Genomic DNA, 20,581 nt, shown 5'->3' with positions numbered 1-20,581 from the left:
TTTCTACTAAGCTTGACGCTTAATACATCACCAATTATTCAGCATCTGCTGCTTTAGCGAATAATTGACGACCACGGTAGAAACCATCTTTAGTTACGTGGTGACGACGATGAGTTTCACCAGTAGCTTGGTCTACAGTTAATGCATTCTCGGTTAAAGCGTCATGTGAACGGCGCATGTCACGGCGAGAGCGACTTTTACGGTTTTGCTGAACGGCCATGATGGCTCCTTACAAAGATCGAAAAAATGGATCAGAACAAATTGAGTTGTCTTAACTGGAAATTATAACATAATTTTCAGTTAAGTTTACCTTTCAAACTTGCCAAAACATCAAACGGATTATCACGTTTTTCTTCGGCAATGTTCTGAATGGCAGGTTGATGCTTATGCTCGCAAGCGTCATGCTTAGGAGATAAGGGCAACAACAATAACAATTCATCTTCTATAAGTGACAGTAAATTAGCCGTCGCAGGCGAATCATAATCGCCTTTGGTGGTGGCTTCACTTTCACCTAATACAATGAAATCAGCATCCTCATCCAAGCGCTCTATCAGTGACTCATCATCCACAAGAGCTAGATGAAAATCTAAAACGAGGTCTATTTCTACAGAACCCAAGCAGCGCTGGCATTCCATTGGAACTTTCGTTTCAATATGACCATCTAGCCATACAATGCGATGATACGCATCCATTGATAGCTTACAGTCTATGTTAACCAATTGATCATCAATTGATCCAACAGCTTCACGGGCGATACGAGCAAAGCGATACGATGGCAGGTTACCTGACCATGTAAAGCCCTGTTCAGCCCATTTAAACGGCTCAATCTGTGCCGGAAAGGTATTTGCTGACATAATTAAGGCGGCAATTCTACAAATTCATCAGTACTCTGTCAAAGATTAAGATACAATTTTGTACTTATTTAGACAGACCAATTTTGGGTAAAACAGTCATGCATCTGTTGCAGCCGCAAACAGAAGTGAATTTTTCATCACTTGTGAGCACACTTCCRACCACCAATTCTGACACTTCGCACCCCCAAGTGCAACTCTCGGACTGGGCAAAACTCAATACAGAAACGGAACAGGTGGACTGGCTCATCTTACACTTTAATCACTGGTTTTCCCACCTAAATGTGAACTTGGTCAAAGGTGATTTTGAACCTGAGTACTTTCCTGCCACAGCAACACAGCCTGCACGAATTCAATTTGCTCATGGCTTCTTTAATAGCGCACTGCATGAAATTAGCCATTGGTGCATTGCAGGTGAACAAAGGCGCTTATTACCAGACTTAGGCTATTGGTATGCCCCCGATGGTCGTACTCAAGAACAACAGGCCTTGTTTGAACAAGTCGAAATTAAGCCACAAGCCATAGAATGGCTATTTGCTCAAGCGTTTGGGCGTAAATTCCGTGTGTCTTTAGATAACCTGACAGGTGAAAGTGGAGATGGCCGCACATTTAAAGACAATGTCTTTGCTCAAGTACAGCGTTATTTTAACGGAGAAGCCAAACTGCCACGCGATGCCAAACGCTTTATTGACTGTATTTGTTACTGCACCCGAGGTGGCAAAACATTACAAAGTGCAGAGTTTGAACGTAAAAATCTAGATTAAATGCAATAAAGCACAAGACAATGATTGCAAGTGACATCAATCCCCTTTCATAATGAGCCTAACGTCACACTTACGCTACTGAGGAATTCGCATGTTGCATTTAAGAGTACATCCTGAAAATCCACAGCCGCGTCTCATCAGCCAAGCGGTTGAACGCATACGCGCAGGCGATGTGGTGGTTTATCCAACCGATGCTGCCTATGCAATTGGTTGCCAGATTGGTAATAAAAACGCGATGGAGCGCATTTCACAAATTCGTGGTTTAGGCGCAAAACATCAATACGCCATTATTTGTGCCGATTTATCAGATATTGCCACTTACGCCAAAGTCGACAATGCTATGTATCGTCTACTGAAAAACAATACTCCTGCTGTCACGACCTTTATTTTACCTGCGACCAGCGAAGTGCCACGCCGCTTAATGCATCCCAATAAAAAAACCATTGGTTTGCGTATTCCAAGCAACCCCATTTGTCGCATGCTGCTTAAAGAACTGGGCGAACCTTTACTGACCAGTACCCTGATTTTACCAGGACAAGAAGATCCTTTAGATGATCCATATGAGATTGATCTACAACTCAACAAACGCATAGATGTACTGATTGATGGTGGCTTAGGCACACTCAGCACCACCAGTATTGTGGACTTGTCGGGTGACAATCCGAAAATTGTGCGTCGTGGTGTGGGAGATGTGAGTGCTTTTGAATAAGCACTCCTTTATACACATCGTATTTGTTTTCTTTGTGGCATCATCACCTAAGAAAATACCCCTATTTATTTTTGGCTTTTTTTGATATTTGGTCGTAGAACAGATTTATTTCAACCTTGATATCCTTTAGACTAGCCGCTATTAATTTTGTGCTATTTCTCTACCGCTCCTCCTATCTAAAGCGGAAATAGCGTTTGCATGCTTTTGAAAATTCGCGTGGCCCAATACTGTAATGAATCAATCCCTCCACAATGCGATGGAACCTGCCCAACACATTCGTGTGTTAGATGAATGGCAAGAGTCGATTCCAGAGGATTTGTATATCCCTCCTGCAGCTTTTGAAATTCTATTAGAGCATTTCGAAGGACCTCTCGACTTTTTAATTTACCTGATTCAAAAAAATGGCTTCGATTTACTCCAGTTAGATATCGCCCCAATTGCATCGCAATATCTGTCGTATATGGATGCCATGAAATCACTGAATATTGAACTTACAGCCGACTATATGGTGATGGCTGCACTATTGGCCGATTTAAAATCACGGCTATTATTGCCCAAAGCACCAAGCACTAGTGCAATTCAGAAAGATCCGAAACAAGAACTGATTGACCGCTTAGAAACCTATTTAAGAGTCAAGCAAGCAGCGGAACGCCTTGGGCAAATGCCAGTTTTAGAGCGTGACACCTTTGCCACCAATGTGAGTTTAGGACACACTGCGGTGAATAATGTCGGCTATGCAGCCGATCAATTACGTGATGCCTTATTCTGCATTTTTAACCGTCCTGAACCTGTCACGCATCAAATTTTGCAAGAACCTGTCTTACTTGAAGAACGGATTGGATTTATTGAAGCCAAACTCGCCTCGGGTGAAGTACTGAGTTTTGATGCGCTGCTTAAACCAAGTCAGGGTCGAATGGGCATGGTGGTGACCTTTATGGCGATTTTAGAACTGACCCGCCAGCAAAAAGTTTGCATTATCAGTAGCGGTATTGAAGCACCTTTGAGCATTCAAGGGGCGCAAGCATGAATCCAGAACCCATGATTTCAAGTTTGTCCGATGGCGAACAACAGCATGAAGTACTGATGCAACTTGAAGCAATTATTTTTGCCAGTGACAGTGCTGTGTCTTTAGCGCGTCTAAAAGAAGCGTTTCAAGACAAATATAGCAAAGCACAATTGCGCCAGTTTTTACAACAATTGGCCATGTTACAACATGGTCGCTCGATTGAACTGATCKAAACCGCACAAGGTTTTCGTTTTCAGGTAAGGGCAAAGTATCGTACAATAATTACACAGGTATGGCCTGAACGTCCGACCAGACTTTCGCCGTCACTACTAGAAATACTGGCAGTGATTGCCTACCACCAGCCTGTGACCCGTGCAGATATTGAACAAATTCGCGGAGTATCAAACAATAGTCAAATTTTACGTACATTGTTTGACTGGAACTGGATAAAAGAATCTGGTTTCCGGGAACTCCCAGGAAGACCTGCGTTGTTAGTTACAACGCCCCAATTTTTAAATGCGTTTGGCTTGAATTCCTTAAGTCAATTGCCTCCCCTACAGGATGCCAAGGAAGCTTTCATGGCACTCGATGCATCTGCATCTGTGTCTTGAATAGGTAAACTGTTGATGATCATTTCTAAGGTTGTGCTGTTATGAGTGAAAAGTTGCAAAAGGTACTCGCACGAGTAGGCTTGGGTTCTCGCCGTTATATGGAAGAAGTCATTGCCGCTGGTCGTGTGAGTGTCAACGGCCAAGTTGCCCAAGTGGGTGAACGTATTGAACCAGGTGATGAKCTTCGCATCGATGGTCGTAAAGTTCAGTTCCAAATTGAAGATGAAATTCGTCGTCGTGTTCTGATTTACTATAAACCAGAAGGCGAAATTTGCTCACGCAACGACCCTGAACAACGCCCGACTGTATTTGATAACTTACCTGCAATTGCCAATGATCGTTGGGTGATGGTTGGTCGTCTAGACATTAATTCGACAGGTTTATTACTATTCACCAACGATGGTGAATTAGCCAACCGTTTAATGCACCCATCGAACGAAATTGAACGTGAATATGCGGTTCGTGTGATGGGTGAAGTAACACCACAACTGAAAAACAACATGTTACGCGGTGTAGTGCTAGATGATGGCCCTGCCAAGTTTGAATCTTTCTCTGAAATTGGCGGAGATGGTATTAACCGCTGGTATCAAGTGGTAGTAAAAGAAGGTCGTAACCGTGAAGTTCGTCGTATTTTTGAATCACAAGGTCTGAAAGTCAGCCGTCTATTGCGTACCCGTTACGGCACGGTAATTTTACCGCGTGAATTACGTACAGGTCGCTGGATGGAATTGGATAAAAATGACATCGATAACCTTGCCAAAGCGGTTGAGTTAAAACCACGTCAAGGCACAGGTTTGTACGGCATGGCAAAACGTCGCAATGAGCGTATGCAGGAAAAACCGTTGGCAGCACGTCGTGGTGGTTTCTTGCGTCAGCAACGTCGTGACACCGAAGAAGCTGCACAAAACACAGGTTTTGCACCGCGTGAACGTCGTCAGGACGGTAACAGTTACGGCAACCGCGAACCACGCCAAGACGGTAACAGCTACGGCAACCGCGAACCACGCCAAGAAGGGCACAGTTACGGCAACCGCGAACGTCGCCAAGATGGCAACAGCTATGGCAACCGCGAGCGTCGCCAAGATGGTAATAGCTACGGCAACCGTGAACAACGTCAGGATAGTAACAACTATGGCAATCGCGAGCGTCGTGATGAAAATGCACCACGTAAACCGTTTGGCAATAAAAGCTTTAAGAAATTCTAAAAGCTGAATATGCTAAATTGACTAAAAAAGCCACACATTCATGTGTGGCTTTTTATTAGGCAAATTTATTGGACAAAAAATAATAACCATTAAATATTCGGCAATACAGGAATTTCAATCCACTGTGCATTCGGAAAGCTTTTTGCCAAATAATTTTTTAAATACTTGGCAGTATCCTGCGAAATTAAAGGGTCTTGTGATTCATCCTTCAAATTATATGCCAATGCATATAAATTCAAACCACGTGTTTTTAAAGCTTCCAAACTAAGCAAAGTGTGATTAATACTACCCAAGCGCCCAGAACTCACCAAAATAACAGGATATTGTTTTTGCGCAATATAGTCGATTGTCAGCAGGTTTGGGGTCAGTGGTACCATGAGCCCACCTGCACCTTCTAATAATACCGCATCATACTTTGCCGCCAATTGCGCAGTTGCAGCCTCAATTTTAGCAAAATCAATCTCACGACCATCAATTTGTGTGGCCAAATGCGGTGAAGCAGGATAACTGAAAATTTCAGGCATAGTGAGCTTGTCATCATCTTCAGGCAACCATTCACTGCCCATAATTTTACGATGCTGCTCAATATCTTCTGAAACGTCTTGATTGCCAGTTTGAATCAGTTTTTGGGTAATGGTCTGAATACCCTGTTCATTCATGGTCTTGGCTAAATAACCTGTGGCATAGGTTTTGCCAATCCCTGTATCAATACCACTCACAAAATAAACTTGAGCTGTCATGGCATTCTCCGTGCAAGACAATAAATAGGATGATACGTGAGCGTATAACTTTTTTGCTGTGAGCTATGCTGCTGACTAAACTGTTCATAGCCCCGATAAAACTCGGTTAAAGTCGTTTTGTTCCAACGCTGCCCTTGCGCTGTACCCGTGACACCTGTGGCTTTTAAGTGCTGCAAAATCTGTTTGGGATGTTCAAAACTTATTGATTCAAGCTGCTCTGAACAGCGTAATACTTCAAAGCCGTAGTGTTTAAGCTGTTGTTGTAACGCATCCATACTCAAATAATGTAAGCCCTGACCTGTTAATTGCTTAATTTCATTAAAGTTTTGAGGGCCAAACGTCGAAAAGCACAAATACCCTTGCGGCTTTAACGCTTGATTCGCCTTACGCAACAATGCTCCAAAATCTTCCACCCATTGCAAAGCCGAGCTTGAACAAATTAAATCCAAAGACTGCGGAAAGTCGAGCTGTTCTATATCTCCAATTAAGCCATGAATTTGCGTAGTAGTTGACTGCGGATGATGCAGATACGCTTGTAACACTTCGGCATATAAATCATTTAAAATCAGGTGTTGAATTTGAAATTCACTCAGTAACAAGTCGGTTAAGTTTCCCGAACCACAACCGATTTCTAAGACTTTTTTAAAGTAAAGCGGAGATTGACCCGACAACTTTTGCTGCACAATATATTTTTGCATTTTTGCCATTAACTGCTGACAAATGTGCTGCTGTACCACGGCATGCGTTTTATAACTCTGATGTGCACGGGCAAAACGCTGTGCAACTTGTGTTTTATCTATACGCATACGCACACTCAAAGCAAATCCAATAACGGCATTAAATCTACCGTTTCAAATTGCGTATTTAAACAAATCCGCAGTCTGGAACTGCCTTGTGGCACAGTCGGTGGGCGTACAGGCATCACATAAAAACCTGCCGCCTGTATTTGTTGGGCTTTGCTTACAGTTGCAATAGAGTCCCCAAATATCACAGGTACAATTTGCGAAGTGGATGGGCAAGCAAAACCTTTGTCCCGAATCCCCTGTTGCATATATTGGCTCAAGGCGGCCAAATGCTGACGCTGTGCCTGCATGTGTACAATCTGATTCAGCATAAATTGCGTCCACGCCATGCAAATAGGTGGCTGCGCGGTACTAAAAATTAGCGGACGCATCCGATTACTCAAGTAATCACGGATAATCGGATCACAGATCAAATATCCCCCAATTGAAGCAACGGCTTTGCCAAATGTCCCGACCAGAAAATCAATGGCATCAATTACGCCATATTGTTCGGCACAACCTAAACCTTGCTGCCCACGTACGCCAATGGCATGTGCTTCATCGACATATAACATGACTTTGGCAAATTGCTGTTTCAGCGCGACCAAAGCGGCTAAATCAGTTTCATCACCATCCATACTAAAAATAGATTCAGTCACCACAATAATACGTTCATAATTTTCATCAGCATGATATTGCGTCAGCAATTGCTGCAAATGCGCCAAATCATTATGTCGATAACGCAAATATTTTGCAGATGACAAACGAATGCCATCAATCATGCTCGCATGTACCAGTTTATCGGCCAAAATTAAGGTTTTCGCATCTGCCAATGCAGGTAAAATACCAATATTCATGTGATAGCCGCTATTAAACAACAAGGCAGCTCGCCCATGAAATAATTGCGTTAATGTGGCTTCAAGCTGTTCATAGACAGTGAAATTTCCAGTCAGCAAACGTGATGAAGAGGCACTCATTAAACGCTGTGCATTCGGTGTTTCATCAAAAAACTGTTCACGGAAGCGCAAGTCAGAAGCTAAACCTAAATAATCATTGGACGATAAATTCAGCATCTGCTGTTGCTGAATTTCAATGGTTTTACCTTGCTGCTGATTGCTGCGAAATTGACGAAAATTACCCTGTTGGCGAAGTTGATCAAGCTGTTCTGCATAGTGATCGAGTAAACTCATACGCTCGCTCCTTGCATGCCTGTCACCACTTCAACCAATTGCTGCAATAAAGTATTTAGTTCTGCAGCTGTAATCACAAAGGGTGGCATCACATAGACCAATTGACCAAATGGACGCACCCAAATACCGCGTTGCACAAATTCTTGTTGCAGACTTTGCATATCGACAGCATGCTTAAGTTCTACCACACCAATTGCACCTAATACCCGTACATCTTGCACCCATGCCAAATTAGCCAATGGCGTTAAATGCTGTTCAAGTTGCTGCTGAATACGTTCAATATTGGCTTGCCAGTCTTGTTCTAATAATAATTGGGTACTTTTGACTGCAACCGCGCAGGCCAGTGGATTTGCCATAAAGGTCGGGCCATGCATAAACACACCTGCCTCACCTTGCGAAATCGTTTCTGCAACATGCTTTGTGGTTAATGTGGCAGACAAAGTCATATAACCGCCTGTCAGCCCTTTGCCGATACACATAATATCGGGTTCGACCTGAGCATGTTCCCACGCGAATAACTTACCTGTACGCCCAAAACCTGTGGCAATTTCATCAAAAATTAGCAACACATCATATTGTTCACACAGCAATTTGGCTTGACGCAAATATTCAGGATGATAAAAGCGCATGCCGCCTGCACCTTGCACAATCGGCTCAATAATCATGGCGGCAATCTGCTGATGATGCTTTGCTAAACTTTGCGCCAATTCTGCAATATCGGCAGGATTCCACTCTTGGTCAAAACCTGTTTGTGGTGCAGATACAAAATAACGACGCGCCAAACTTGAGCCAAAAACCTGATGCATCCCTGTAACAGGATCACAAACCGACATGGCATTCCATGTATCGCCATGATAGCCAGAACGGGTGGTAATAAAATTGGTTTTTTCAGTTTTGCCTTGTGCAGTCCAGTATTGCACAGCCATTTTCAGCGCCACTTCAACGGCGACGGAGCCTGAATCTGCATAAAAAATTTTATCTAAACTCGGTGGGGTAATTTCGAGCAACAAACGCCCTAACTCAATAGCAGGACGATGGGTCAATCCACCAAACATGATATGCGCCATACTGTCGAGTTGCTCAGTCACAGCACGGTTCAGCTCAGAATGGTTATAGCCATGAATCGCGCACCACCACGATGACATGCCGTCAATCAACTGGCGACCATCTTCAAGTTCAATGGTGCTGCCAAATGCCCGCTTAACCTTAAAGGTTGTTAAGGGCTGAGTCATAGAGGTGTAAGGATGCCAAAGATGTTCACGATCAAAAGCCAAATCCATCTGTTCTGTCATCCCACCATCATCCTTGATCTTGTAAAAAACTTGATGTGCTAAATCTTAAACCTGTCTACAGATAAAATAAATTGCGAGATTTGTCACTTATGGACCTGTTGGCGGGTTTTTCTGTAAATATTGGCAGATTTTGCTAGTCAGCTCATTGGCATGGAACAATGGCAGCCCATGTGAACCTTGTAAAACGTCTACGCTTAAAAACTTTGCAGCTAAATTTTGCAGTTTAGCCGCAACTTTGCAATCAACTAAAACATCCTGCTCTGCAAAAAGATGATACTGCTGACCTGGGTAACTTTTAAGCATCTTCACCAAGTTTAAGTTTTCCAATAAATTTAAACCCTGTTGAAGCAAAGATTGCGACTGCGGCTGAACCAAACTTTGTAATTGTAATAAGTCCGTTTTACTGCTGCTTACACCCTGACACACCATAAAACCAAAACGCTTTAGGGTTAGAATCGGGTCTTGTGCAAAAGATTGTTTAAACTGGGCAAACGTGGCTTGTGACATGGCTGTATCCCAATCTGCTTGTGCAACAAAACACGGATTGGATGCAATGGTGATTAAGGTTTTATATTCTGCATATTGACTAGCAATCGCATCGACCAGTAGCGTTGCCAATTGCCCACCCAATGACCACCCCATAATCACATCAAACTGACGTGCAAATTCGACCTGTTGCTGCATGACCTCCGTATCGGCAGCGTTAAAAATATTGATGAGCTCAACCCGAAAACCTTGTGCAGTTAAGGCTTGCTGTAACGGATTTAAGAGTGCAGTACCACCGCCCCAGCCTGTAATCAATAAAATCTGTTGTTGCACCTGGCTTTTGCTCTCAAGTTAGAAAATCAGCTCAGTATAATACTGATTCGGCTCAATCAACATCTACCAAGCACCAAGATACATCCTTTAAAAAAACCAATTAATCTAAAGAAGCCCATCTATAAAAAATGATCTATAAAAAAACCCGATTTATCAAAAATCGGGTTTTGGCTTATTTTGCTTTGATCAGATTACATTTGCGATTGAATATAGTTTTGTAAACCAATCAACTCAATTAAACGTAACTGTTTTTCCAACCAGTACGTATGATCTTCTTCTGTGTCGGTCATTTGCTGACGCAACATATCACGGCTGACATAATCGCCTTTTTCTTCACACAATTTTACGCCTTGCGCCAATTTTTCACGGACTTCATATTCGAGTTTTAAATCGGCTTTTAAGCAAGACACCACATCTTCACCCACGTCGATGTCATCGCGCTGCATATTTGGAGTGCCTTCAAGGAACAATACACGACGAATTAAAGCATCGGCATGCTGCGCTTCTTCCTGCATTTCATGGTCAATGCGTTCAAAAATTTTGCTTAAACCCCAATCTTCATACATACGTGAATGGATCAGGTATTGATCGCGAGCAGCCAGTTCGCCACCAATCAACATATTTAAATAGTCTACGACTTCTGGATTGCCACGCATTTGCTGTACTCCTTTTCTTAATCTAGTCATTATGACCACATTTATGCAAAATTGCAAAAGTTAATTGTTGTAAATATATGATTTTTATAAAATAAAAATGATAAACATACGCATTTGCAATATACCTTAAAAATTCCCATATATAAAACAACTGTTTGGCAAAAATCAGCTTTTAAACTGGCAATACAATGATTTTGCTTCAATTTGTAAAGAGTGAAAGAAGCCGTACTGTGACACTCAGGTATCGTAAAAAATGCCTCAAAAGCAGATTTTAAAATTCAACTGCTATATGATAGTCACGAGTTCCATCAGTTTCCTAAAATAATGACAAATCTAAATACATCAGCACCCATTTTAGTCACAGGCGCAACAGGCTATATTGCCAGTTGGGTCATTAAAAACCTGCTTGAACAAGGACATACTGTACATGCCACAGTTCGTGATCTGAATAAAACTCTCAGTTTTCAACATCTGACGGATATCGCCGAAAAAGGCACAGGAAATTTACAATTATTCCAAGCCAACTTACTTGAAGAAGGCGCTTTTGATGTTGCCATGCAAGGTTGTGAAATCGTGCTACACATGGCTTCACCTTTTGTGGTCACTAATTATAAAGATGCAATCAAAGACATTATTGAACCTGCCGTAATTGGCACCGAAAATGTGTTAAACAGCGTAAATCGTACTGCATCGGTAAAGCGTGTGGTGGTGACTTCAAGTATTGCTGCAACCTACGGCGATGCGATTGATATTTTAACGACGACCAATAACTGTTTTGATGAAAGTCACTGGAATACTAGCAGCAGCCCAGAACATCAGCCTTATCCTTATTCTAAAGTGGCGGCAGAACGCAAAGCATGGGAAATGGCGCAGGCACAAACCCGCTGGGATTTGATCTGCATCAACCCTGCGTTGGTGCTTGGCCCATCTTTGACCAAAAACACCCAATCGGGTAGCGTGGAAGTGTTATTGCAGTTTGCCAATGGCATGACCTTGGCAGGCGTCCCTGCCATGTGGAATGGCATTGTTGATGTGCGTGACGTGGCAGATGCCCACATTCAAGCCGCCTTTAACCCTGCTGCTAAAGGGCGCTATATTATTAGCGGCGGCACACTCAGCTTATTAGAAATGGGGAAAATTTTAGCGCAGCACTTTGGACGCAAATATCCATTCCCACGCAATCAGTTGCCTAAATTTGCCTTTAAAGCCTTTGGCCCTCTACTTGGTTTTTCCCGCAAATTTGTAGAACTGAATATGGGCTACCCAATTTATTTTAATGCAGAAAAAAGTCAGCGTGAATTGGGGATGCGCTACCGTAATATTGATACAAGTTTAATCGAACATTTTCAGCAACTCATTGATGATGGCATTGTGAAGAAGCGTTAAATCTTCGATTTCTCTCAATAAAAACAAAGGCACTTCATCGTTGAAGTGCCTTCGTACTTATAGTGAATAAAAATATATGGATGCTGCTTATTCAAGTACACCATATTCCTGCATCAGCTGAATAAACTCCGCTTCATTCATAACTTGTACACCCAACTTCTCGGCTTTTTCTAGCTTTGAGCCTGCTTTCTCACCCGCCACGACACATTTGGTTTTAGCCGAAACACTGCCACTCACCCGTGCACCCAAGGCCTGCAACAACTGAGTCGCTTCATCACGTCCCATCTGGCTCAACGTCCCCGTAATCACCCAACTTTCACCATTCAAAGGCTGACGTGTCGGTGCAATTGGAGCATCCCAGTGAATGCCTGCAGCCAATAAACGATCCAACACTTCTAAATTATGCGGCGCTTGGAAAAAGTCCAAAATCCATTCTGCAGTAATATCCCCCACATCTGGAGTTTTCTTTAATGCGTCAAGATCAGCTTCACGCAAAGCCTCTAAGGTTTGAAACGTATTGGCAAGCATCCGTGCGGTGGTTTCGCCTACACCACGAATTCCCAAGGCATAAATAAATGCTGCCAACGTGGTTTTTTTGCTGTTTTCAATTGAGTCAATCAAGTTTTGAACCGACTTCTCACCCATTTTTTCAATGCTGAGCAAAGTGTCGCGGTGTTCGTGTAAGTGATAAATATCGGCCACATTTTGCAGCAAGTTCAGGTGCAGTAATGACTCCACCCAACGATCACCCAAACCTTCAATATTCATGGCTTTACGCGATACAAAATGACGAATCGCTTCAATACGCTGCGCAGCACAATACAAACCACCTGAGCAACGCGCCAACGCCTCACCCTCAGGCATCACCACTGGTGAATCACACACAGGGCATTGTTTAGGTAAATGCACTTCTTGTGCATCGGCAAGGCGAAATTCAGGCCAAACTTTTTCCACTTTGGGAATCACATCACCACTACGGTAAACACTGACCGTATCGCCTAAACGGACATCCAAACGGTGAATTTCACCAATATTATGCAAAGTAACATTGGATACCGTCACACCACCTACGGAAACGGGGTTTAGACGCGCCACTGGTGTCAGCGTACCTGTGCGCCCAACTTGCCAATCAATATTCTCAATGGTGGTTAAAGCTGTTACTGCAGGGAATTTATAGGCAGTCGCCCAGCGCGGCTCACGACTTAAAAAACCCAATTGCTGTTGCTGCTTCAAATCATTGACCTTAACCACCATGCCATCAATTTCAACGCTTAAATTCGGACGCTCAAGGTTAATTTGCTCATAGACCGCCTGAACCTCTTGAATGCTCTTACAGACAAAATGACGTTCACCAATTTCAAAGCCAAACTGCTCCAACCATGCCAAACTGTCGGACATGGTACTTTGTCCATGAGGTGGCACACATTGCGCAATGCCATAAKCATAGAATGCCAAAGGACGTGATGCCGCTATCTTTGGATCTAACTGACGCAAACTGCCTGCTGCTGCATTACGTGGATTAGCAAAGGTTTTTTCACCTTTAGCTATATTGGCCGCATTGAGTTTTTCAAAACCAAGTTTTGGCATCAACACTTCACCGCGCACTTCCAAAAGTTCAGGAATGGCAGCTTCTGTTGCACTCAAGACTTTAGGTAAATTGCGGATGGTTTTAACGTTGTGGGTAATGTCTTCCCCTGTTTCCCCATCACCACGGGTCACACCACGCACTAAAACACCGTGCTCATACCAAAGTGAAATCGCCAAACCATCAAATTTAAGTTCGACATCGTATTCAATATTTTGATTAGGCAAACGCTCTTCGACACGTCTTGCAAAAGCAAATAATTCTTCCTGATTAAACACATTGCCTAAAGACAACATGGGTACGGCATGCCTAACCGTAGTGAACTTCGCCAAAGGTGTGCCACCGACTTTATTGGTCGGTGTATCGGGTTGAACTAAATCTGGATGCTGTTGCTCTAACGCTTTGAGTTGATGGAAAAGCTGATCATATTCGCTGTCTGTAATTGTCGGTTGATCCATCACATAATAGGCATGATTGTGCTTGGCAAGTAGTTGAATCAATTGACGCATTTGCGCCACGACAGTTAAATCTACAGACATATTTCCACCATAAAAAAGGGCGGTCTTGTTCCGCCCTTCAATTTTCTATGTAGCGTATGCTACAGCTTGTATTGCTGCGCACATTATAAAAATGCGGCTGCAAAGTTGCAATTTATCTTGTTGCACTCAGTTCAATTACACAGCTGGCACCAAGTGCGATATCGTAATTTTAAGCATGACTTGCCTGACCAGCACGATAATCGATTGCCTGATGCCGCCAGTGCTCACGTAATTGTGGGGTAAATTCTAAATGGTTTTGGTCATAGACCGTTCCATCAATTTCACGTGCAATCAGTCCCGAAATACTAACCATGGTGTCAAAGGCATTTTGCACATCGCTATGTGGCAAAGCGAGGAAGAACGCCAAACCTTTGACTTGTTCAGTCGATAAGGTTTCTAAATCAAAACCATCTGCGCCTTCATCATTAATTTGTAAAACCGAGAATAATAATTTGGTGCCATCTTCGTTATAACGATGAAAACATGACATTTCACCAAAACGTAAACCATATTTCATCAATACTTTTAGGGCTTTATCGCCCGAAAGTATGCGACGTTCAGGGAAGATATTCAGCGCAATAAAAGATTCAGCTGTTGCTAAGGCACTTTCTTCATCCATGATTTTTTGTTCGTGCAAGTGTGAATCTAAAATGCTACTTTCTTCATTAAAGTCAGAAATTTTTGCAGTTTCAATGTGTTGATTCAGTCTGTATTCAGTCGAAGCTTTGTTTTGCTCAGCAGTCTCTGCATTCGGTTCCGTTTCTGCAATCACTTGCTGAATTTCATCCGACAATGAATATTCTGTAGTTGCAGCTGTCGGCGTTGGCGTATCTTGTTCTGCTTCAGATTTGGATGCTGTAGCGGATGGATCAAGCGCAGAAGTTTTTGTATCTGCCTGCAAACTCGGTTCAGCTTTGGCGGTTTCAGGATTTGAAGAAGMTACAATATCATCTGTTAAAGCCTGCGGTTCAGACTTGGTAGGCGCCTCTGGTGCAACGTCATCTGCTATTAAAGTAGGCTCCACACGTGGTGGCTTAGCGTCGCTTTGCAATTGGTCACGTACATGGCGTGGAATAATCGGTTGTTGACAATCTTCATTGAACTGCAATTCAGAATCCAATGACGGTGCTGAATCTGTAGGTTTTTTGAGAATCATTTTCAAACCAAACGCCATGATCACAATAGCGATGACAATTCCAACGATTGTGGTGATTTCCATATTATGCCTCCGCGACTAGGCCGTATTCTGCGGCTTCTTCTAAATTTACGGTTACTAATTTTGAGGTTCCCGGTTCAGGCATGGTAACACCTAAGAGGTCGGTTGCCATCGTCATAGCAAGTTTATTATGTGTAATGTAAATGAATTGCACTTGTTCAGAAAGTTCTTTTACTAAATTACAAAAGCGTCCCACGTTGGCATCATCCAACGGCGCATCAACTTCATCTAGCACACAAAATGGCGCTGGGTTTAAACGGAAGATTGCAAAAACCAAAGCCAAAGCTGTCAGGGCTTTTTCGCCCCCTGAAAGTAAGGCCAAAGAACTGTTTCGCTTACCTGGTGGACGCGCCATCAATTTGACCCCAGATTGCCAATCATCTTCCAAACTCAGACTGGCTTCACCGCCATTAAAGACTTTAGGAAATAGCTCCTGCAATTCGGTATTGATCTGATCAAAGGTGTTCATAAACAGTTTACGAGTTTCCTGATCGATACTTTTCATTGCCGCCTGCAACTGCGAAACAGTATTTTGCAAGTCTTCAATTTGATGGCTTAATTCTGCAAAACGAGCGGTGACTTCTTCATATTCTTCCGAAGCTGCCAAATTGACCGCACCCAATTTATCAAACTGCTGCTGTGCTTTCACCAGTTTTTGTTGATGCGAGGCAACATCAATCTGCAAACCTGTGATGATCTCGCTGTTTAAATCTTTCAACTGTTCAGAATAATGCTGATAGTCTGACTTTGCCGACTGCCATGCCAAGCGTTTTTCTTCAAGTTTGGCACGTAATTGTTCGTCTTGTTGCTGTTGCTGCTGCCGCTGTTCGGTCAGTTGCTGCTGCTTGGATTGGACACTGTGCAATTCCACTTGCCATTCCTGCCAAGTTTTTTGCAGCTTTTCAGTCTGTTGCTGCTGCTCTGAAAACTGAGTTTCTAAGGCAGGCAATTCCAACTGAACAGGATCGACAAACTTTTTGGCTTGTTCCATTTGCGCCACAATTTGTTGATATTGTGCTTTTAAGAAAGTGATATCTTTTTCTAACAGCTCAATTTGCTGCTGAGTTTGTACCGCCTGACGACGTAACAGCTCCACTTCTTGCTGTTGCTGCTGAAACTGCTGCTGTGAACTATCAAGTTGTTCATTCAGCTGCTCGACCTGAAATTGCAAGGTTTTATACTGCGGCAAAGCTTGCTCAAGTTTAAAAGCCAATGCATGCAAATCAATTTCCAGATCATCTTTTTGCATGGCATCTTCTTCGAGCTGTTCATCTAATTGTGCCAAATGATGCTGTAATTGTTGCTTCTGCACCGCAAAAGCCTGTGCAGCACTTTCAGCTTTCGCCATTTGTACATCTAGCGTTTGCAAAGCTTGCTGCTGCTGTCTGAGCTGTTGCTGTTGCTGCTGCAATTGCTGCTGCAACTGTTGTACCTGTTGCTGCAATTCAGGCAGTTGCTGTTCTGCTTGCTCATATTGTGGCAGGTGCTGCGCCAACGCCTGTTCAATTTCCTCCAAGCGAATCCGATGGCTGAGCGCCCCTTGCCCCGCCTGTGCGGCTTCATCATAAAACAGCCCGATGACCCAATCTGGTCCGACATGATAACCATCTAAACTGAGGATAGACTGCCCTGCCTGCAGTTGCGTTTGCAATGCTAAAGCCTGCGATAAACTTTCTGTAATTGCGACACTTTGCCACAAACTACTTTGCGGTGACGCAATCCAGTCACTGAGGGACTCACACCCCGAAAGCTGTATTTTCGATGTTTGCGAGTCTAGCGTCACTTGGACTTTTAACTGACGTGCGCGGCTGTCCTGAAATTCAGTATCTGCCTCTACCACCTGCGCAGACAGCCATTTAGCCAAAAACTTTTCAATCAAATTGGCATGTGGTTTCGCCACATCTGCAAGTTGTAATACTTGCATCAACTGCACCACATCGGCTTGGGATTTTGGGCTTTGCTTAATGAGCAATTGATTGAGGTTTTTCTGTTCTGACTGCAAAATCTGAATCTCAGATTTTAAGGTCGCACACTGCGCTTTGTGCTCATTATAGCTTGCCTGCAACGTGGCGAGTTGCTGAGTGCTGTCTTGAATATTCTGTTCTAGCGTCAGCATTTCGGCCTGTAAACGGGTCTTTTCGTCCTGCAGCTGTTGCATTCCCTCTTGCTGATCTTGCGGCTGAATTTGTGCAAACTGCTGTGTCAGGGTTTGTTTTTGCTGTTCAATACGGCTGATATTTTTGGCTAACTGCTCACTTTGCGCCTGCATGTGCACATGCTTTTGTTGTTGCTGTTCTACTTGCGCTTTGACTTGGGCATATTGTGCAGCTTGGGTTTGTTGCTGTGCTTTTAAATCCTGAAATTGCTGGCTCTGCTGCTGCGCCAAATGATCTTGCTGCTGTAGATTTTCCTGTTGGTTTTCTTGCTGATCGACCAAACTCTCTAGCTGCAATTCAATCAACTGCAAACGCTCTTTGGTTTGTGCTTTTTGTTGTTCAAGCTGCGATAAAGTCGCGGTATTTTGCTGAAACAGACTTTGTTTTTGTTCTAAAGTCATTTTCAGTTCAGCCAGTTTCTTTTCTGCCTGTTGCCATTCTTGCTGTAGCGGTGTCGATAGATGAATTAAACGCTGAAATAACTCACTGGTCGCAGTTAAGTCATGTTCCAAAGTGCTTAGCTCAGAGCGCACTAATTTAAAGCTTTCCCCCAACTCATTCATACTCAGGGTATATTCTTGCTGTAAACGTGCACTTTGTTCACACTGAAAAGACAACACTTCGACTTTAATGGTGCGAATTTCGCTTTCGAGCGCTTTGTATTGAATTGCTGTTTCTGACTGACGTTTTAAGGTTTTCAGCTGCGATTTTAGTTCCGAAGCAATATCTTCCAAACGCGCCAGATTCTGCGTGGTGTGATCCAAATGCAGCATGGTTTCACGACGACGCGCCTGATAACGTGACACGCCTGCCGCTTCTTCAATAAACACCCGCATTTCTTCAGGTTTAGCATCAACCAAACGATTAATCATGCCCTGTTCAATAATTGCATAAGAACGCGGGCCTAAACCTGTACCCAGAAAAATATCGGTGATGTCACGACGACGACACTTGGTTCCATTTAAAAAATATTCAGACTTACCATCACGGTTGACCTGCCGACGTACCGACAGTTCATTATAGGCGTTATAAGCACCGCCCAATTTGCCATAGGTATTGTCAAAACGCAGTTCAACACTGGCTACACCTACAGGTTTGCGTTTGGCAGTTCCTGTGAAAATTACATCCTGCATACTGCCGCCACGCAACTGGCGCGCACTAGATTCGCCCATCACCCAACGAATGGCGTCAATCACATTGGATTTACCACAACCATTCGGCCCCACCACAGCGGTACGGTTGGCTTTAAAATGTAAGGTCGTACTGTCGGCAAAAGATTTGAAGCCAGAAAGTTTTAAACTGCTTAAACGCATAATGTCCCAATTAACGGCGTGAACGTCTTGCCCATGCAAGCTCGATCTGTTTCATACGGGTCAGAGATTCCAACACCAAGTTGCGCAAGTGTCGGCAAAAATCTTCCATAAATAAAGTGGCTTGTTGTGATTTTCTGCTTAAAATTGCATCACTCACCAGTTTAAATAATTCAAAAGATTCCTGTAACTCCCGACGCGAAGTATTTAAGGTCAAAAAGTAACTGCGTCTTAACGATGGCAATAACTCTTGATAGAACTTCATTAAGTATAAATTTCCCACCATATCAGGCTGCTGCGCCAGATATTGAAAAATTAGATCATAAAATTTTTCGGTATGGCCCTGCCGGTATTCGGCCTCAATCTGCTCCATCAGCTTTTGCAGCTGTTCAATTTCATGATGGCGCCAGGTTTCTGCAATGCGCTGTACAATCTGCCCCAGCAGCAGGCTGCAGGTATCAAACAGGGCACGCACCTGCTGTGCCGACATTTCCGACACAATTGCACCGCGCCGCGGAAAAATTYCAATGAGATGGGTACGTTCCAATAACAACAACGCTTCACGCACCGAACCACGACTGACGTCCAATTCTTTGGCAATACGCAATTCCTGAATACGTTCACCTTCAACCAAATCACCGCTAATAATCTGTTCTGCGATGTGGCGGGCAATTTGTTCCGATAAACTTTCTGATTCTTGTTGTTGCATACTGTTCCTATCTTGTTTTTATAAGATGCAGTGATGAGAATTCAGAGCCACACTCATTGAGGACATCTCAAGATCATCCCTTGACTGCAAGCATAGCTCCGATACAAGCATCTTTCTTTTTACTGCGAAACAGCTCACAACGCCATGACATTGTCCGACAATTTGATGGCGCTAGAGCCAATTTTACCCGGCTTAAAAAAAACACAGCTTAAAACAAAAAAGCAGCGACTCAACTTAGAAAAATACTCGCATGCCCTGATAAACAAAATAACACCCAACGGTGGTGAGCAAGCAGGCAAAACATTTTTTCAGCATTGCTGGCGATAACAAATGCGCCACTTTTGCACCGACCTTGGCAGTAATAAAGCTCATCACACTAATGCCTATAAACGCATAAATGTGGATATAGCCAATGGTATTGGGTACTGTAATTTCGGCTTGCTGACCAAACCACATAAACCCGAGTGCCCCTGCCACCGCAATTGGCAAACCACAAGCAGCTGAGGTGGCTACCGCTTTTTGCATGACCACGCCATAACGGTTTAAATACGGCACGGTTAAACTGCCACCGCCAATCCCGAAAATTGCAGAGGCAATGCCAATCCCACCTCCCGCCATGACTTGCTTGGCTGTTGAAGGCAAATGATGTGAAGGATCAACCGCAATATTTGCGCCTCTAAACATCTTAAAAGCCACCCACAGTGCAAAACCGCCAATCAATAACTGCAAACCCTGACCCGAAAGGAAATCGGCAATACCTGCACCAACAAATGCACCCACAATTAAACCCGGTGCAAGATTACGAAATACAGGCCACATCACCGCACCTTTTTTATGGTGTGCCGTAACCGAGCTGATCGAAGTTACAATAATGGTTGCCAACGATGTCCCAACCGCCATGTGCATTAACACCGATGGGTCATAATTGAGTTGAGTGAAGACAATATATAAAATTGGCACAATAATTAAGCCGCCGCCCACGCCAAACAGCCCTGCTGCAAATCCAGCAATTGCACCAATCAATAAATATATGATTAACTCCATAAATATATTCC

At 43.4% G+C, this 20,581-nt stretch carries 18 protein-coding genes and 1 pseudogene; 6 read left to right on the top strand and 13 right to left on the bottom strand.

Annotation, left to right across the window (positions count from 1 at the left end):
• Positions 1 to 34: 34 nt before the first annotated feature.
• Positions 35 to 220: a 50S ribosomal protein L32 gene (gene rpmF / locus BJN41_RS02550; RefSeq protein WP_000290730.1), complete on the bottom strand. Its 186-nt coding sequence runs from the start codon at positions 218 to 220 to the stop codon at positions 35 to 37.
• Between the two features lie 76 nt (positions 221 to 296).
• Positions 297 to 854: a YceD family protein gene (locus tag BJN41_RS02545; RefSeq protein ID WP_019837738.1), complete on the bottom strand. Its 558-nt coding sequence runs from the start codon at positions 852 to 854 to the stop codon at positions 297 to 299.
• A 98-nt stretch (positions 855 to 952) separates the two neighbouring features.
• Here BJN41_RS02545 and BJN41_RS02540 point away from each other — a divergent pair, with 98 nt between their 5' ends.
• The 5 genes and pseudogenes from BJN41_RS02540 to rluB all read left to right on the top strand — a co-directional run.
• Positions 953 to 1,615, top strand: a complete 663-nt coding sequence (locus BJN41_RS02540) for an elongation factor P hydroxylase (protein WP_070152983.1) — start codon at positions 953 to 955, stop codon at positions 1,613 to 1,615.
• Between the two features lie 91 nt (positions 1,616 to 1,706).
• On the top strand, positions 1,707 to 2,324 hold the full coding sequence (locus BJN41_RS02535; protein WP_070152980.1) for an L-threonylcarbamoyladenylate synthase: 618 nt from the start codon (positions 1,707 to 1,709) through the stop codon (positions 2,322 to 2,324).
• 232 nt (positions 2,325 to 2,556) lie between these two features.
• Positions 2,557 to 3,351: a segregation and condensation protein A gene (locus tag BJN41_RS02530; protein WP_070152977.1), complete on the top strand. Its 795-nt coding sequence runs from the start codon at positions 2,557 to 2,559 to the stop codon at positions 3,349 to 3,351.
• Entirely contained in the window at positions 3,348 to 3,941 is a 594-nt protein-coding gene (scpB, locus tag BJN41_RS02525) for an SMC-Scp complex subunit ScpB (RefSeq protein ID WP_070152974.1), read from the top strand. The genes BJN41_RS02530 and scpB overlap by 4 nt, the downstream gene beginning before the upstream one ends.
• 41 nt (positions 3,942 to 3,982) lie before the next feature.
• Positions 3,983 to 4,903: pseudogene (rluB, locus tag BJN41_RS02520) on the top strand (23S rRNA pseudouridine(2605) synthase RluB); the annotation flags it as partial.
• Positions 4,904 to 5,235: 332 nt separating this feature from the next.
• Here the strand turns inward: rluB and bioD are convergent.
• The 6 genes from bioD to ftn form a co-directional block, all read right to left on the bottom strand.
• A complete protein-coding gene (gene bioD, locus BJN41_RS02515) occupies positions 5,236 to 5,886 on the bottom strand; it encodes a dethiobiotin synthase (protein ID WP_070152971.1) in 651 nt (216 codons plus the stop codon).
• A complete protein-coding gene (gene bioC / locus BJN41_RS02510) occupies positions 5,883 to 6,692 on the bottom strand; it encodes a malonyl-ACP O-methyltransferase BioC (protein ID WP_070153112.1) in 810 nt (269 codons plus the stop codon). Before bioC ends, bioD begins: the two co-directional genes overlap by 4 nt.
• 8 nt (positions 6,693 to 6,700) lie before the next feature.
• Entirely contained in the window at positions 6,701 to 7,858 is a 1,158-nt protein-coding gene (locus BJN41_RS02505) for an 8-amino-7-oxononanoate synthase (protein ID WP_070152968.1), read from the bottom strand.
• Positions 7,855 to 9,138: an adenosylmethionine--8-amino-7-oxononanoate transaminase gene (gene bioA / locus BJN41_RS02500; RefSeq protein WP_070153109.1), complete on the bottom strand. Its 1,284-nt coding sequence runs from the start codon at positions 9,136 to 9,138 to the stop codon at positions 7,855 to 7,857. Before bioA ends, BJN41_RS02505 begins: the two co-directional genes overlap by 4 nt.
• 99 nt (positions 9,139 to 9,237) lie before the next feature.
• Positions 9,238 to 9,969, bottom strand: coding sequence for a hydrolase (locus BJN41_RS02495; RefSeq protein WP_070152965.1), 732 nt, complete (start codon positions 9,967 to 9,969; stop codon positions 9,238 to 9,240).
• Positions 9,970 to 10,160: 191 nt separating this feature from the next.
• The gene (gene ftn, locus BJN41_RS02490; protein ID WP_004972356.1) at positions 10,161 to 10,625 is read right to left on the bottom strand and encodes a heteropolymeric bacterioferritin subunit Ftn; all 465 of its coding nucleotides are present in this window, start codon (positions 10,623 to 10,625) and stop codon (positions 10,161 to 10,163) included.
• A 324-nt stretch (positions 10,626 to 10,949) separates the two neighbouring features.
• On the opposite strand from ftn, the gene BJN41_RS02485 reads away from it, so the two are divergent.
• Complete coding sequence (locus tag BJN41_RS02485) at positions 10,950 to 12,011, top strand: SDR family oxidoreductase (RefSeq protein ID WP_070152962.1); 1,062 nt, start codon at positions 10,950 to 10,952, stop codon at positions 12,009 to 12,011.
• 87 nt (positions 12,012 to 12,098) lie between these two features.
• Here the strand turns inward: BJN41_RS02485 and ligA are convergent, their stop codons facing one another.
• The 5 genes from ligA to BJN41_RS02460 form a co-directional block, all read right to left on the bottom strand.
• Positions 12,099 to 14,135 carry an NAD-dependent DNA ligase LigA gene (gene ligA, locus BJN41_RS02480; protein WP_070152959.1) on the bottom strand — a complete coding sequence of 679 codons (2,037 nt, stop codon included), beginning with the start codon at positions 14,133 to 14,135 and terminating at the stop codon, positions 12,099 to 12,101.
• 169 nt (positions 14,136 to 14,304) lie between these two features.
• Positions 14,305 to 15,354 carry a cell division protein ZipA C-terminal FtsZ-binding domain-containing protein gene (locus BJN41_RS02475; protein WP_070152956.1) on the bottom strand — a complete coding sequence of 350 codons (1,050 nt, stop codon included), beginning with the start codon at positions 15,352 to 15,354 and terminating at the stop codon, positions 14,305 to 14,307.
• Position 15,355: 1 nt separating this feature from the next.
• Positions 15,356 to 18,820: a chromosome segregation protein SMC gene (gene smc, locus BJN41_RS02470; protein WP_070152953.1), complete on the bottom strand. Its 3,465-nt coding sequence runs from the start codon at positions 18,818 to 18,820 to the stop codon at positions 15,356 to 15,358.
• Positions 18,821 to 18,830: 10 nt separating this feature from the next.
• The gene (locus tag BJN41_RS02465; protein WP_070152950.1) at positions 18,831 to 19,526 is read right to left on the bottom strand and encodes a GntR family transcriptional regulator; all 696 of its coding nucleotides are present in this window, start codon (positions 19,524 to 19,526) and stop codon (positions 18,831 to 18,833) included.
• A gap of 234 nt (positions 19,527 to 19,760) precedes the next feature.
• Positions 19,761 to 20,570 carry a sulfite exporter TauE/SafE family protein gene (locus BJN41_RS02460; RefSeq protein ID WP_070152947.1) on the bottom strand — a complete coding sequence of 270 codons (810 nt, stop codon included), beginning with the start codon at positions 20,568 to 20,570 and terminating at the stop codon, positions 19,761 to 19,763.
• Positions 20,571 to 20,581 lie beyond the last annotated feature (11 nt).

The sequence above is a fragment of the Acinetobacter towneri genome (genome assembly GCF_001758345.1).
GTDB lineage: Bacteria > Pseudomonadota > Gammaproteobacteria > Pseudomonadales > Moraxellaceae > Acinetobacter > Acinetobacter towneri_A.
Note: the sequence above shows the minus strand (reverse complement) of the source record. Positions and strands in the feature narration are given on the sequence as shown.